The sequence below is a fragment of the Methylobacterium frigidaeris genome, assembly GCF_022179185.1.
Taxonomy (GTDB): domain Bacteria; phylum Pseudomonadota; class Alphaproteobacteria; order Rhizobiales; family Beijerinckiaceae; genus Methylobacterium; species Methylobacterium frigidaeris.
In genome coordinates, this window is sequence record NZ_BPQJ01000020.1 from 42,642 (window position 1) to 55,621 (window position 12,980).

The 12,980-nt window shown below is 70.7% G+C and carries 12 protein-coding genes; 4 read left to right on the forward strand and 8 right to left on the reverse strand.

The window, feature by feature from the left end; translation table 11 throughout:
* Positions 1-143: 143 nt before the first annotated feature.
* The 5 genes from MFF64_RS20460 to ileS form a co-directional block, all read right to left on the reverse strand.
* The gene (locus MFF64_RS20460; protein WP_099902238.1) at positions 144-1,439 is read right to left on the reverse strand and encodes a M16 family metallopeptidase; all 1,296 of its coding nucleotides are present in this window, start codon (positions 1,437-1,439) and stop codon (positions 144-146) included.
* Positions 1,440-1,518: 79 nt separating this feature from the next.
* On the reverse strand, positions 1,519-2,883 hold the full coding sequence (locus MFF64_RS20465) for a M16 family metallopeptidase (RefSeq protein ID WP_238192245.1): 1,365 nt from the start codon (positions 2,881-2,883) through the stop codon (positions 1,519-1,521).
* A gap of 421 nt (positions 2,884-3,304) precedes the next feature.
* Positions 3,305-3,973, reverse strand: coding sequence for a hypothetical protein (locus MFF64_RS20470; RefSeq protein WP_099902870.1), 669 nt, complete (start codon positions 3,971-3,973; stop codon positions 3,305-3,307).
* Positions 3,974-4,103: 130 nt separating this feature from the next.
* Positions 4,104-4,601 carry a signal peptidase II gene (gene lspA, locus MFF64_RS20475; protein WP_099902868.1) on the reverse strand — a complete coding sequence of 166 codons (498 nt, stop codon included), beginning with the start codon at positions 4,599-4,601 and terminating at the stop codon, positions 4,104-4,106.
* A 29-nt stretch (positions 4,602-4,630) separates the two neighbouring features.
* Complete coding sequence (ileS, locus tag MFF64_RS20480) at positions 4,631-7,603, reverse strand: isoleucine--tRNA ligase (protein ID WP_238192247.1); 2,973 nt, start codon at positions 7,601-7,603, stop codon at positions 4,631-4,633.
* Positions 7,604-7,960: 357 nt separating this feature from the next.
* On the opposite strand from ileS, the gene MFF64_RS20485 reads away from it, so the two are divergent.
* Positions 7,961-8,416, forward strand: a complete 456-nt coding sequence (locus MFF64_RS20485; protein ID WP_099900606.1) for a GNAT family N-acetyltransferase — start codon at positions 7,961-7,963, stop codon at positions 8,414-8,416.
* 1 nt (position 8,417) lies between these two features.
* Here the strand turns inward: MFF64_RS20485 and MFF64_RS20490 are convergent, their stop codons facing one another.
* Positions 8,418-8,999, reverse strand: coding sequence for a cadmium resistance transporter (locus MFF64_RS20490; RefSeq protein ID WP_238192249.1), 582 nt, complete (start codon positions 8,997-8,999; stop codon positions 8,418-8,420).
* Positions 9,000-9,108: 109 nt separating this feature from the next.
* Between MFF64_RS20490 and MFF64_RS20495 the strand changes: the two genes are divergently transcribed.
* On the forward strand, positions 9,109-9,348 hold the full coding sequence (locus MFF64_RS20495; protein WP_099901575.1) for a hypothetical protein: 240 nt from the start codon (positions 9,109-9,111) through the stop codon (positions 9,346-9,348).
* Between the two features lie 48 nt (positions 9,349-9,396).
* On the opposite strand, the gene MFF64_RS20500 is transcribed toward MFF64_RS20495, so the two are convergent.
* A complete protein-coding gene (locus MFF64_RS20500; protein ID WP_099901573.1) occupies positions 9,397-10,392 on the reverse strand; it encodes a bifunctional riboflavin kinase/FAD synthetase in 996 nt (331 codons plus the stop codon).
* A 279-nt stretch (positions 10,393-10,671) separates the two neighbouring features.
* On the opposite strand from MFF64_RS20500, the gene MFF64_RS20505 reads away from it, so the two are divergent.
* Together MFF64_RS20505 and MFF64_RS20510 are read left to right on the forward strand one after the other, a co-directional pair.
* Positions 10,672-11,055, forward strand: coding sequence for a response regulator (locus tag MFF64_RS20505; protein ID WP_048452414.1), 384 nt, complete (start codon positions 10,672-10,674; stop codon positions 11,053-11,055).
* Positions 11,056-11,401: 346 nt separating this feature from the next.
* Positions 11,402-11,893 carry a protein phosphatase CheZ gene (locus MFF64_RS20510; RefSeq protein WP_099902385.1) on the forward strand — a complete coding sequence of 164 codons (492 nt, stop codon included), beginning with the start codon at positions 11,402-11,404 and terminating at the stop codon, positions 11,891-11,893.
* A gap of 80 nt (positions 11,894-11,973) precedes the next feature.
* On the opposite strand, the gene MFF64_RS20515 is transcribed toward MFF64_RS20510, so the two are convergent.
* Complete coding sequence (locus MFF64_RS20515) at positions 11,974-12,879, reverse strand: TIGR01459 family HAD-type hydrolase (RefSeq protein ID WP_099902382.1); 906 nt, start codon at positions 12,877-12,879, stop codon at positions 11,974-11,976.
* Between the last annotated feature and the right edge of the window lie 101 nt (positions 12,880-12,980).

Sequence of the window (12,980 nt, forward strand, 5' to 3'; positions counted from 1 at the left end):
TCTACGCGTGCTGTGTCGGCGGACAGGCGGCTTCGCACCTCATCTCGACCTGATCCCGACTTCTTCTGCTCCGGTGCCGTCAGGCAAGCCCGTGAGCGGGGAAATCGTGAGGGGGGCGATCCGCCGGATCGCCCCCTTTTTCTTTACATCGCCGTCGGCCGTCCGGCCGCCACCACCAGCAGCTTGCCGTCCCCGAGGGTACGGGCCGCCGCGCGGCGGATATCTCCTTGCGTGACCGCGCCGATCAGGCCGTTGCGGCGGGCGATGTAGTCGATGCCCAGGCCCTCGAAGGCGATCTGGACCAGCTGGTGGGCGATCTTGGTCGAGGTGTCGAAGCCGAGCGCGTAGGAGCCGGTGAGGTAGTCCTTGGCCTTCTGCAACTCGTCGTCGGAGGGTCCGTCGCTGGTCAGGCGGGCGATCTCGTCGGCGATCACCGTCAGGCACTCGGCGACGCGCTCGTTCTTGGTCGCGGTGTAGCCCCAGGTCATCGAGGCGGCGCGGTGGCTCACCAGCGAGGTGCCGACCGAATAGGCGAGGCCGCGCTTCTCGCGCACCTCCTGGAACAGCCGCGAGGTGAAGGCGCCGCCCCCCAGGATGTGGTTGAGCACGTAGGCGGGGATGAAGTCGGGATCGCGCCACGGCACCCCGTCGGTGCCGAAGCGCAGCACCGATTGCGGCACGTCGAGATCGACGACGATGCGCCGGCCCAAGCCCGTGATCGAGGTCGCCGGCACGGCCGTCAGCTCGCCGCCCTCCGGCAGGGCGCCGAAGGCGGCGTCGAGGGCGCGCACCAGCGCCTCCTCATCGATGGCGCCGACCGCCGCGACCTTGACCCGGCCGCGGGCGAGGAGCCGGCGATGCATCGCCACGAGGTCGTCGCGGGTGATCGACGACACGCTCTCGATCGTGCCGGAGGAGGGCCGGCCATAGGGGTGGCCCGGATAGGCCTCGGCGAAGAAGCGCCGCGAGGCCATCACGCCGGGATCGTTCTGCTGGTAGCGCAGGCCGGCCAGCATCTGTCCCCGCACCCGCTCGATCGCCGCCTGGTCGAAGCGCGGCTGGGCCAGCGCCAGGGCCAGGAGCTCGATCGCCTCGTCGGTGTGCTTGACCAGCATCTTGAGCGAGCCGCCGATGGCGTCCGGCCCGGCATGGAAGCTCAGCTCGATGGCGCGGGCGGCGAGCCGTTCCTGGAAGGCGTCGGAATCGTGCGGGCCGGCGCCCTCGTCGAGGAGGCGGGCCAGCATCTGCGCGGTGCCGGCCTTGCCCTCGGGATCCTGCGCGGCGCCGCCCTCGAAGGTGAAGGCCAGCGCGATCAGCGGGACGACCGGCGACGCGACGTGCCAGGCCTCGATGCCGCGGGCCGAGAGGACGGGACGCGCCTGGGTCGGCGAGGAGGACGAAGTGGCGGCAGTGCGGGAGACGGCGTCGGCCGGGGTCATGAGGACCTCTTGTTATCTCTCAGAAGAAAAAGATCCGCCCGGCGGCACGAGGCCCCGGGCGGTGTCCGTACGGAAGGGCTCAGGCGGCGGCCGCGGCCGCTTGGCCCTTGGTCAGGTAGCCGGTGACCGAGCGGGCCGGGACCAGGTAGCGCTCGGCGACGGCCGCGAGGCGGGAGGCCTGCATCGCCTCGATCTCGGCGGGCCAGCGCCGCACCTCCTCGATGCTCTCGCCGATGGCGAGCGCCGAGCCGAAGATGCGGGCGAGCGAGGACTGGCTGTCGGAGGAATAGACCGTCTCGGCGACGAGGCGGGTCTTCGCCCGCTCGATCGCGGTGGCCGACAAAGCCTCGGAGGGCGCGCGGGCGAGCGCCCGGTCGAGGGCCTCCTCCAGCTTCTCCAGGCTCACGCCCTCCGCCGGCACGGCGTAGACCGAGAAGCGGGTGTCGTCGATCGCCGAGCCCATGTACCAGGCGCCGGCATTCACCGCGACGCCCTGCTCCAGCACCAGGCTGCGGTAGAGGTAGGAGGTCGGGCCGCCGCCCAGAACCTCGGCGAGGAGCTCGAGGGCATGGCTCTCGCCGTCGCGGGCGGTCATGCAGGAGGGGGTGAGGTAGAGCCGCTGCAGGGTCGGCTGCTCGACCTTCGGGTCGGCGACGCTGAGGCGGCGCGCCGCCCGCGGCTCCGGCTCCCGCGGCCGCACCCGCTGCGGCCGGGCGCCCCGGGGCGCCACTGCGCCGTAGGTGTCGTCGGCCAGCCGCCGGACCTCGTCGGCGGTCACGTCGCCGGCGACCACCAGGATCGCGTTCTCCGGGGTGTAGAAGCGACGGTAATAATCGAGGGCGTGGGTGCGGTTCAGCTCCTCGATCTCGTGCATCCAGCCGATGATCGGGATGCCGTAGGGATGGTGCACGAACAGCGAGGCCGCCATCGCCTCGGAGAGCTGCGCCGCCGGGTCGGTCTCGACCCGCATGCGGCGCTCCTCCAGCACCACGTCGCGCTCGGGGGCCACCACGGCGTCGTCGAGGATCAGGCCGGTCATCCGGTCCGCCTCGAAGCTCATCATGGTCTTCAGGTTCTCGCGGGCGACGCGCTGGAAATAGGCGGTGTAGTCGAACGACGTGAAGGCGTTCTCCTGGCCCCCCAGGCTCGACACCGCCTTCGAGAAGGCGCCGACCGGGTGGGTCTCGGTGCCCTTGAACATCAGGTGCTCGAGGAAGTGGGCGATGCCGGACTGGCCGAGCGGATCATCCGCCGAGCCGTTGCGGTACCAGACCATGTGGGTGACCACCGGGGCCCGGTGATCGGGCACCACCACCACGTCGAGGCCGTTGTCGAGCACGAAGGACGCCACTTCGGGACCGCCCGCCTCCGCACGGCCGAAGGGCGCCGCGTCGGTGCGCAGGGTGGCGCTGACGGGGCAGACGAGGCCGGGGGCGGGGCGCATCCTGTTTGGGGACATCCTGATCTACCTTAGCCGGGCGGCCGGACGGGCCACCCGCGTTGGATCGTGAACCGGCTCACTTAAGAGAGGCTTGCGGCTCATGCGAGTCACGGGCCAGCGGGCGTCCGAGCCGGCCGGCGGGCCGGCCACCGGGGTCGCTGACCGTTAGAGACCCTGTTCTAGAGCATTTTGTGGCAGGGGGGACCCGAGAACTACGGAGAAATGCACCCGGCGCAGATCGGATGGGTTCTGGCCCAGTTGAAGCGTGGCCGTGAATCCATCCGAAGCTTGGCCTCCCATCCGCCTGGGCGGCCCTTAGGGCAATCCGGGCCGCAGCTCTGCACGGCGAGCGGGTCTCGACCAAGCAAAACCCCGGGCCGCTGGTGCGGCCCGGGGCATGGCACTCCCGACGATCTCGGAAACGTTACTGGCGCGAGCGGAGGTAGACGCCGGGATCGGCCTGCTCGCGGTCGCTGATCATTCCATTCGGGCCCCGCTCGGTGCGGGCGAGCTTGCCGTTCGGCGGCTTGCGGTAGCCGGTCGGCGGCTCGGTCAGCGAATCGCGCGAGGGCTCGACGTCGGGGAGGTTGACGTCGTCGTCCTTCTTGCCGGCGAGGAGCTGCATCGGGTTGAGCCAGAACGATTCCTTCACGTTGTCGCCCGGCTTGTAGGTCGGCTCCGTCGTCAGGCTCGCGCCCTCGCGCCGGCCGGCCCGCATTTCCTGGATCGGCAGCGTGGCGTTGTTGTCGCTCATCCGGCCGCCATAGCCGCGGGTGATTGGCTTGCGGTCCTCGGCGGCGCGGCGGTCGCGGGCGGCGGTCTCGGGATCGGTCGGCCATTGCGGGTTGGCCTCGCGCACGGCGCGGCGGTCGACGGGCGGCGGCAGGGCGGCCTTGTCCATCTTCGGCGGCAGCACCAGCGGCGCGCGCTCGCGGTAGGTGATGGTCGGCCGCTCGGGCTCGATGAGGCCGATCGACGACAGGGCGTTCTTCATCGCGACGCCCTCCTGGGCGTGCGCGCCGCAAGAGACCGTGAGGCCGGCGGCGAGGCCCGCGACCGTCACCGCGGCGAGTATCGTACGCTTGTCGAGCATGCTGGCCCCCTGCCTGTTCCGCCCCGTCGTTACCAGCTTGGGTGGTGGCGGTTTCGGGCGAAGGTATGGCGTGGCAATGGGCGCGCGCAACGCCGGTCGGTGGCGTTGCGCGCGTGACACACAGGGCGTTTCAGGTCTGCTTGCCGGTTGCCACGTCCCGCCGGCGCTCCAGCACCAGCCCGTCATAGAGCAGGCCGACCACGCCGAAGACGATGCCGGCATCCGCCACGTTGAACACGTACCAGGACCAGCCGCCGGCATGGAGGTGGACGAAGTCGAACACCGCCCCGTAGGCGGCGCGGTCGATGGCGTTGCCGATCGCCCCGCCGACGATGAGGCCGAGCGACCCGGCGAGCCAGCGGCTGCCGGCCCGCGCCATCCACAGCGAGAGCGCGACGGAGGCCACCAGTGACACGCCCACCAGCACCCAGCGCCCGAGCGCCGAATCCTGCTGGAACAGCCCGTAGGAGACGCCGCGGTTCCACACCACGATCAGCTGCGCGAAGGGCGCGAGCACCACGGGCTCGCGCACAGGCAGGTCGGCGACGAACAGGAGGCCGAGCTTCGTTCCCTGGTCGAGGACCAGGGTGATGAGGGCGACCAGGAGGCCGAAGGGGAGGGGACGCATTACTTTTTCCTCGCCCGTTTCCTTGCCCCTTACTCGGCAGCCTTGGCGTGGAGCGCGTCCCACTCGCGCAGGGCCTGCGCATCGCGGGGCGTCACGTCCGGATAGTCCGGATCGCTGCCGACGCTGGGCAACACCTTCCACGAGCGGGCGCATTTGCGGCCGGCAGCCAGGGCCGGCACCACCGCGACGCCCCGGATCTCGTCGAGCCGGAACGCCTCGGCCGGTCCCTCGCCGGCCTCGACCGCGATGTCGGAGGTGATGCAGACCTCCGCGAAGTCGATGCCGTCGAGGCTCGCCAGCAGATCGGAATCGGCGACGAAGACCCTCGGGGCCGCCTCGAGGCTCGCGCCGATGCGCTTGGCGGCACGCTCGATCTCCAGCGCGCCGGTCACCACCCGGCGCACCCGGCGGATCTTGGCCCAGCGTTTCGCCAGGGCCTCGTCGCGCCACGCGGACGGCGTCTCCGGCAGGGTCTCGGTATGGACCGAGCCGGTCTCGGAGGGGGTGCGCGCGAGCCAGGCCTCCTCCGCCGTGAAGGCGAGGACCGGGGCGAGCCAGACCGTGACGCGCTTGAAGACCTCGTCCACCACGGTGAGCGCCGCCCGCCGGGTCTCAGACGAGATCGGATCGCAGTAGAGCGCGTCCTTGCGCACGTCGAAGTAGAACGACGACAGGTCGCCGGTCATGAAGCCGTTCAGCAGCGCCACCACGCGCTTCGTATCGAAGGTGCGGAAGGCGTCGCGGATCTCGCCATCGAGCTCGGCCAGCCGATGCAGGATGAAGCGTTCCAGCTCCGGCATGGCGTCGGCCGCCACCCGGTCCTCGGGCCGGTGATGGGCGAGCGTGCCGAGCATCCAGCGCAGCGAGTTGCGCAGCTTGCGGTAGGTCTCGGAGAAGGTCTTGATGATCTCCGGGCCGATGCGCAGGTCGTCGGTATAGTCCGAGGCCGCCACCCACAGGCGCAGGATGTCGGCGCCCGAGCCCTTGATCACGTCCTGGGGTGCGACGACGTTGCCCTTCGACTTCGACATCTTCTCGCCCTTGGGGTCGAGGACGAAGCCGTGGGTCAGCACCACGTCGTAGGGCGCACGGTCGCGGGTGCCGCAGGATTCGAGCAGCGAGGAGTGGAACCAGCCGCGGTGCTGGTCCGAGCCCTCGAGGTACATCACCGTGTCGTCACCGCCGTCGCGGCGGCGGCGGATGCCGGCGAGGCCCGGAAACTGCTCGGGGTCGTCGAGCGTGAAGGCATGGGTCGAGCCGGAATCGAACCACACATCGAGGACGTCGGTCACCTTCTCGTAGGCCGCCGGGTCGTGCTCGGGCGCCAGGAACCGGGCGCCGTCGGCGTCGGTGAACCAGGCATCCGCGCCCTCCGCCGCGAAGGCGGCGTGGATGCGGGCATTGACCGCCTCATCGCGCAGGATCTCGCCGGTCTCGCGGTGGACGAAGACCGTGATCGGCACGCCCCAGGCGCGCTGGCGCGACACCACCCAGTCAGGGCGGTTGGCGATCATGCCGGTGATGCGGTTCTGCCCCTGCGGCGGCACCCAGTGCGTGACGGCGATCTCGCGCAGGGCCACGTCGCGCAAGGTGGCGTCGTGGAGCGTCGCCACCGGCTTGTCGAGGGCGATGAACCATTGCGGCGTGTTGCGGAAGATGACCGGCTTCTTCGAGCGCCAGGAATGCGGGTAGCTGTGCTTCAGCGTGCCGCGGCCGACCAGCGTCCCTGCGGCGGTGAGCGCGGCGATCACCGCCTTGTTGGCGTCGCCCTTCTGGCCCTTCTCGTCGAGGACGCGCTTGCCGGTGAGGCCGGGCGCGGCCTCGGTCAGCACGCCGTCGGCATCGACGGTGTAGGGGATCGCCGTCTCGATGCCGCGCTCACGGAGCTGGCGGCCATTGGCCATCCAGACCTCGAAATCCTCGCGGCCGTGGCTCGGCGCGGTGTGGACGAAGCCGGTGCCGGCCTCGTCGGTGACGTGCTCGCCCTCCAGCATCGGCACGGCGTGGCGGTAGCCGTCGTTCCAGCCCGCCAGGGGATGCGCGAGCGTCAGGCCGGCCAGCGCCTCCGCGGAAACGTCGCTCAGTCGCTCGTAGCTCTCGACGCGCGCTGCCTTGAAGACGTCGCCCGCCAGTTTGTCAGCAACAACGTAACGAACACCAGGTTGAGACCAGTTTTCTTGAGGAGCAGCAACGACACGATAGAGTCCGTACGAAACTTTTCGGGAATAGGCGACCGCGCGGTTGGCGGGGATCGTCCAGGGGGTGGTGGTCCAGATGACGACCCGGGCGCCCTGCAGGTCCGGGGCCGATCGGGCCTCGACGACCGGGAAGGCGGCCCAGATGGTGTCGCTGACGTGGTCCTCGTACTCGACCTCGGCCTCGGCCAGCGCCGTCTTCTCGACCACCGACCACATCACCGGCTTCGAGCCGCGATAGAGCTGGCCGGTGGTGGCGAAGGTCATCAGCTCGCGGGCGATCGCGGCCTCGGCCGGGTAGGCCATGGTCAGGTAGGGATGGTCCCAGTCGCCGGTGACGCCGAGGCGCTTGAACTCCTCGCGCTGCACCGACAGCCAGTGCTCGGCGAAGGCCCGGCACTCGCGCCGGAACTCGACCACCGGCACATCGTCCTTGTTGCGGCCGGCGGCGCGGTACTGCTCCTCGATCTTCCACTCGATCGGCAGGCCGTGGCAGTCCCAGCCCGGGACGTAGTTCGCGTCCTGCCCGAGGGCTCCCTGCGTGCGGACGATGATGTCCTTCAGGATCTTGTTGAGGGCGGTGCCGATATGGATGTGGCCGTTGGCGTAGGGCGGGCCGTCATGCAGGACGAATTTCGGCCGCCCGGCCGCCGCCTCGCGGATACGGGCATAGAGGTTGGTGCGCGCCCAGCGCTCCAGGATCTCCGGCTCGCGCTGCGGCAGGCCGGCCCGCATCGGGAACTCGGTGACCGGCAGGAACAGGGTCTCGGAATAGTCGCGCCCGGCGGCGGGCTTTTGCTCGGTCATGGGGGTCAAGGCTCGTCTGACGGGCACCAAGCCGGCACGAACCGGCCCGGGCCTTGAGGGAATCGCGGCGGAAAACGGCAGCAACCCGGCCTTCCGCGCGGCCGCGAGCGGCCCTCAGGCGGAAGCCGGGCTCGTAATTCGCCGGATGGCGACGCAGCGCGGGTGCGATTCGGTCATCCGGCGCTTCTAGCAGCGGCGGGCGGGCGGGGGAAGCGGGGTGATGCGGCGGAGCGGCCGGCGACCGTCGGTCCATGGTGCGAGGCATGCTATCGTTACGTCACTCTCGACCGCGTCGCCGCTCGCGACGGCCGATGCCGGACATGGAACCTCGCTACCCATGGAACCTCGCCACCCGTGATGCCTGCCGATATCGCGCTCGTCCGCCTCACGGCGCTCGGCCCCGCCGCCGAACCTCTGCGCGTCGACGGCGCGTCGCGCGGCATCGACTTCGTGCGCCGCCTGTTCGAGGACTGGATGTCGGGCGCGAACCGGTTCGACCAGCCCGGAGAGGCATTGCTGGGAGCCTGGCAGGGCGACCGCCTGGTCGGCGTGGGCGGCCTGAACCGCGATCCCTATGCGGCGGATGAGGGGGTCGGCCGGCTCAGGCACGTCTACGTGCTGGCGTCGCACCGGCGCCTCGGCATTGGTGAGACGCTGGTGCGGCGCCTGCTGCGGGAGACCGAGGGGCATTTCCGGGTCGTGCGCCTGCGCGCGGTCTCGCCGGAGGCGGCGGCCTTCTACCGGGTGCTCGGCTTCTCGGACTGCGCCGAACCGGCCGCCACGCACGTCATCCCCGTGACACCTGACCCGTGACTCACGATAGCGTCCCCGCCTCGACCAGCACCATCGCGCCGATGCCGATCAGCACGAACGGCGTCGCCACCCGGCCGATCCGCCGGATCGGGGCGCCGAGGCCAGGATGGTGCACGAGCCCGTGGGCGATACCGAGCCAGAGCGCGACCATGACGGCGAAGACGGCGACGATCAGGACCAGCCGGGGTCCCGGGCTGGTGGCGAAGACCGGCGTGTAGATGCCGAGATTGTCGCCGCCATTGGCGATCGTCACGCTGGCGACCGCGAGCGTGTTCCCGAGGGAGGTGGGCTCGATCGCGACCTCATCCTCGTCGTCGCGGCGCAGAGCGAGGAGGCCGCGAACCCCGAGTACGATCGGGACGAGGCCGAGCAGGCCGAGCCAGGACGGGGCAACGACCAGGGACAGCAGCGAGCCGGCGAGCGAGGCCAGCACCAGGACGGCGATGCCGAGAGATTGGCCGATGACGATCTGGCGCGGGCGGTAGCGCGGATCGGAGAAGAAGCCGATCAGCACGACGATGTCGTCGATATTCGTCGAGGCGAACAGGGTGATCGCCACGCTCAAGGTGGCCAAGGTCTCCATCTCAAGCGGTCCATGTCGGGCGGTCCGTCATCCGTCCGGACCGTCCCACCGGAACGGAGCGGGGCATCGCGCGGTTAATCGGAAGGCTCATCGAAATCGGGAGACCGCCATGCGGATCCTGCTCTCCGCCGTCGCGCTCGCCGCGCTCCTGACCGCCCCGGCCGTCGCCCGCGAGCTTCGCGCGCCGCCGCGGCCGGTGCCGGAGGACATCGACGCCACCGGGACCGTCACGCCGACCGACCCCTTGCTGATCCCCGACGAGGAGAGCGGCCCGGTGCGCCGGATGAAGCGTCCGCGCGAGCGGGGCACCGACGCCGAGGCGCCGATCCGCGAGTTCATCCCCGAATAGCCCATACCCTAACTTGCGTTTCACCCCGGTCCAGGCGCGCCGACCCGGTCACCCCAGCATCGAGGGGGTGTGGTCCCCGGCCAGCAGGCGGCGCGCTTCCGCGGCATCCTCGTGCATGCGGGCGACCAGGGCCTCGGCACTGTCGAACCGCGCCTCGCCGCGGATGAAGCCGACGAACTCGACCGCGATCCGCTGGCCGTAGAGGTCACTGGCGAAGTCGAACAGGTAGGTCTCGAGGAGCGGCGCGCCGTCGTCGAAGGTCGGGCGGCGGCCGTAGCTCGCGACGCCGTCGCGCACGCTGCCATCGCCGAGACGGGCGCGCACCGCGTAGATCCCGAGGGCGAGCGCGCAGGCATCGAGTGCCACGTTGGCGGTCGGGAAGCCGAGGGCGCGGCCGCGCTTGTCGCCATGGCGCACCTCGCCCTCGACGAACCAGCGATAGCCCAGGAGGTGGTTGGCGGTGGCGACGTCGCCCGCCTCCAGCGCCGCCCGGATCGCGCTCGACGAGACCGGCGCCTCGCCGCCCCCCGCCGCCACTGCCGGCACGATCCGGCAGGCGAGGCCGTTCTCGGCGCAGAGCGCCTCCAGCATCGCCGGCGTGCCCTCGCGGCCACGGCCGAAATGGAAGTCGTGCCCGATCACCACGCCCGACAGTCCGAGCTCGCCCTTGAGGGTGTCGGCCACGAAGGCCGCCGCCCCCGTGCCGGCGAGCGCCGCGTCGAACCGGCGCACGAAGGCGCCGTCGATGCCGAGCCGCCGCAGCACCGCCAGCTTCTCGCCCTCGCCGGTGAGGCGGAACATCGCCGTGTCGGGAGAGAAGAAGGCGCGGGGATGCGGCTCGAAGGTGAGGACGGCGCTCGGCCGGCCGAGGGCGCCCGCCATCTCCCGCACCGCCGCGATCAGAGCGCGGTGGCCCTGGTGGATGCCATCGAAATTCCCGAGCGCCGCGACCGCGCCCTTCAGGCCCTCGGGCACCGGCTCGCCGTCGCGGTGGACAGGAAAGGGCGACGCGACGGGGCGCGGGGCAGTCTCGTCGCGCGGCATTCAGGGTCCTTGGCTGACGAAGCGGGGGGCTCTGTGAAGGCGGCCGGACCCTGTCGAAATCCGCCCCGTGGGTCAAGCCGCAAGAGAGCGGCCGGGACAGGACAGTCGAGGCGGTCGGGCCGCGACCGGGTTGGCGGCGCCTGCGCGGGTTAACCCCTTCTCAAGGGGGGTGGAATTACAAGCTGAGACCAGAAGCGCCACCCGGCGCTTCCCCTGATGATCCAAGCGGGGTTCGTCGCGCACGGGGATGCGTCGCGCCCGCGAACGGAGCCGTAAGCCATGGCCCTTGACCTCGGCATGCCGATCCTCGTCGTGGACGATTACCAGACGATGGTCCGCATCATCCGCAACCTGCTGAAGCAGCTCGGCTTCGAGGACGTCGACGACGCCTCGGACGGCACCGGCGCCCTGGCGAAGCTGAAGACGAAGAAGTACGGCCTCGTGATCTCCGACTGGAACATGGAGCCGATGACCGGGTACGAGCTGCTGCGCCACGTCCGGGCCGACGACGCCCTGCGCACCACGCCGTTCATCATGGTCACCGCCGAGTCGAAGACCGAGAACGTCATCGCGGCGAAGAAGGCCGGCGTGAACAACTACATCGTGAAGCCCTTCAACGCCCAGACGTTGAAGACCAAGATCGAGGCGGTCTGCGGCGCGTGATGCCGCCGGCTCGGTGACGAGGCGGCGTCTCCCGGGCGCGGGATCGAGCGGCCAGGGCCGAAAGGCCGGCCGCGCCTCCCGCGCCGGATCGCCGCGCTGCGCGCTGTCGCTCGAGATCCTCGCCAGGGATCGTCGTCGAATGATCCTCGCCGAGAATACGCGCGCCCGGAACGCCCGATCTCAGGACGTCCAATCCGATAACAACCCATTCGCGGGGAGCGATCACGTGCTCAGGCAGATGACGGCGGGACCGCGATCCGCCCTCAACCGGCTGCTGGGAGGCCAGGAGGCGCCGTTGGAGGCGCCCGTGCCTCGCGCGACCAAGGCCGACGCGGCGAGCCAGGCGATGGCGGTGAACGAGCTGCGCGAGATCGCCGATTACATCACCAAGCTCAAGCGGGGCATCGCGGCCCTGAGAGCCCAGGAGCTCACTCGCGACCGCATCCCGATGGCGCATGACGAGCTCGGCAGCGTCGTCGCCGCCACCGCCAGCGCCACCAACCGGATCATGGAATCGGCCGAGGCGATGCTGGCCATCAAGGCCAAGACCCTGGACGAGTACCGCAACCAGGTCGAGGCGCATATCGGCGACATCTTCGAGGCCTGTACGTTCCAGGACATTACCGGCCAGCGCATCTCCAAGGTGGTGGAGGCCCTGGGGCAACTCGAGAAGCGCCTGTCGCAATTCTCCACCGTGGTGAACGTGCGCGACGGCGAGGCCGAGCACGACCCGGAGGAGGCCCGCCGCAAGGCCCGTGCCGAAAAGCTGATGCTCAACGGCCCCCAGCTCAAGGGCCCGGCGACGCCGCAGGACGCGATCGACGCCCTGTTCTCCTGAGCGATCGACTCCGAAACCGGGATGCGGCTGGCCGCGCCCCGGCCTTTCGGCGTGCCTGTTCGATTTGGATGTCGGCTACGCTACCAGCGCAGCAGGTCGATCACGGCGTCCGGATGCTTGGCCTGCGCCTCGAGCCAGTGGGCAATGTCGCCGAGCGGCGCGCCCGCGGCGACGCCCAGCTCCTCGGCATGGATGCCGCGCGCCACCAGCAAGGACGCGATGCCGAAGGCCCGCGCGCCGGCGATGTCGGTGCGGATCGCGTCACCGACGGCGAGCACCCGGTCGCGGGGGAGGGGAGCGCCGCCGTCGAGCGCCTCCGCCGTCGTCAGCGCCGCCTCGTAGACCGGGACGTGCGGCTTGCCGGCATAGACCACCGGGCCGCCCATCTCCTCGTAGAGGGCCGCGATGGCGCCCGCGCAGGGGATCAGCCGCTCGCCGCGCTCGACCACGAGGTCGGGGTTGGCGCAGATCAGGGTCACCCCGCGGGCCGCCCAGGGTTCGAGCACGCCGCGGTAATCCGCTGCCGTCTCGGTCTCGTCGTCGAGGAGGCCGGTGACGACCACGTGGGAGGCCTCGTCCGGCCCGCCGCGGGTGAGGTCGAGGCCGTCGAAGATCGGCAGGTCGCGGTCGGGCCCGAGATGGTGCATGGCTGCGTCCGCCCGCTCCGCCATCAGCCGGCGGGTGAGGTCGCCCGAGGTGACGATGGTGTCGTAGGCGGTGCGAGGCACGCCGAACCCGTCGAGCTGTGCCAGCACGGCGCTGCCGGGACGCGGCGCGTTCGAGACCAGCACCACCCGGCGCGGCCGCGCGCCCGGAAGGGCGCGGAAACGCGTCAGCGCCTCGCTCGCCCCCCGATGGGCGTGGACGCCGTCGTGCAGCACGCCCCAGACGTCGCAGAGGATCAGGTCGAAGCCGGACGCGACATCCGCAATCCCGTCCAGGATCGCGACCTCGCCCGGATGGCTTGCGCGAATCATCTCGGCCATCTCTGCCACCCTTGCCCGCCCCTCTCGTGCTGCATCGCAGCAGGGAAGCGCATCGGGCTTAAAGGCGGTTCGCCCCGAACGCAACGTGTCGGGCGATCGAA